We start from the raw sequence: 325 nt of genomic DNA, 5'->3' as shown, positions 1-325 counted from the left end.
GTACTTTTTCAATACCTTCGATAGGCGGGACAACTGGTCGGGCACCGGTCGCTATGACTATGTTACGTGTGGTGATGCGTGTGCCGTTCACTTCCACTTCCCAGGGCGAAAGGATACGCGCTTCGCCCTGAATGCAGTTCACCCCAAGCTCAGTGTAGCGTTCGACGGAATCGTGCGGTTCGATCCCTTTGATAACACGGTGAATACGTTGCATGACAGCGGGAAAATCAACCTGTGCTGGCTGGGTGTGAATCCCGAATTCCGGTGCACGGGTCAGAGTATGCAGAGTATGCGCGGCCCGGATCAGCGCCTTAGATGGCACACA

Annotated in this window: 1 protein-coding gene; it reads right to left on the bottom strand. The window is 55.1% G+C overall.

Annotated features, from left to right (window positions below):
• Positions 1 to 325, bottom strand: a 325-nt coding sequence (locus ACYP03_RS25180; protein ID WP_459782551.1) for an FAD-dependent oxidoreductase, incomplete at both ends; no start/stop codon positions are given.

The organism is Photobacterium sp. R1 (assembly GCF_054600795.1).
The sequence above is the reverse complement of the archived record's forward strand: the minus strand, read 5'-3'. Positions and strand labels throughout refer to the sequence as shown.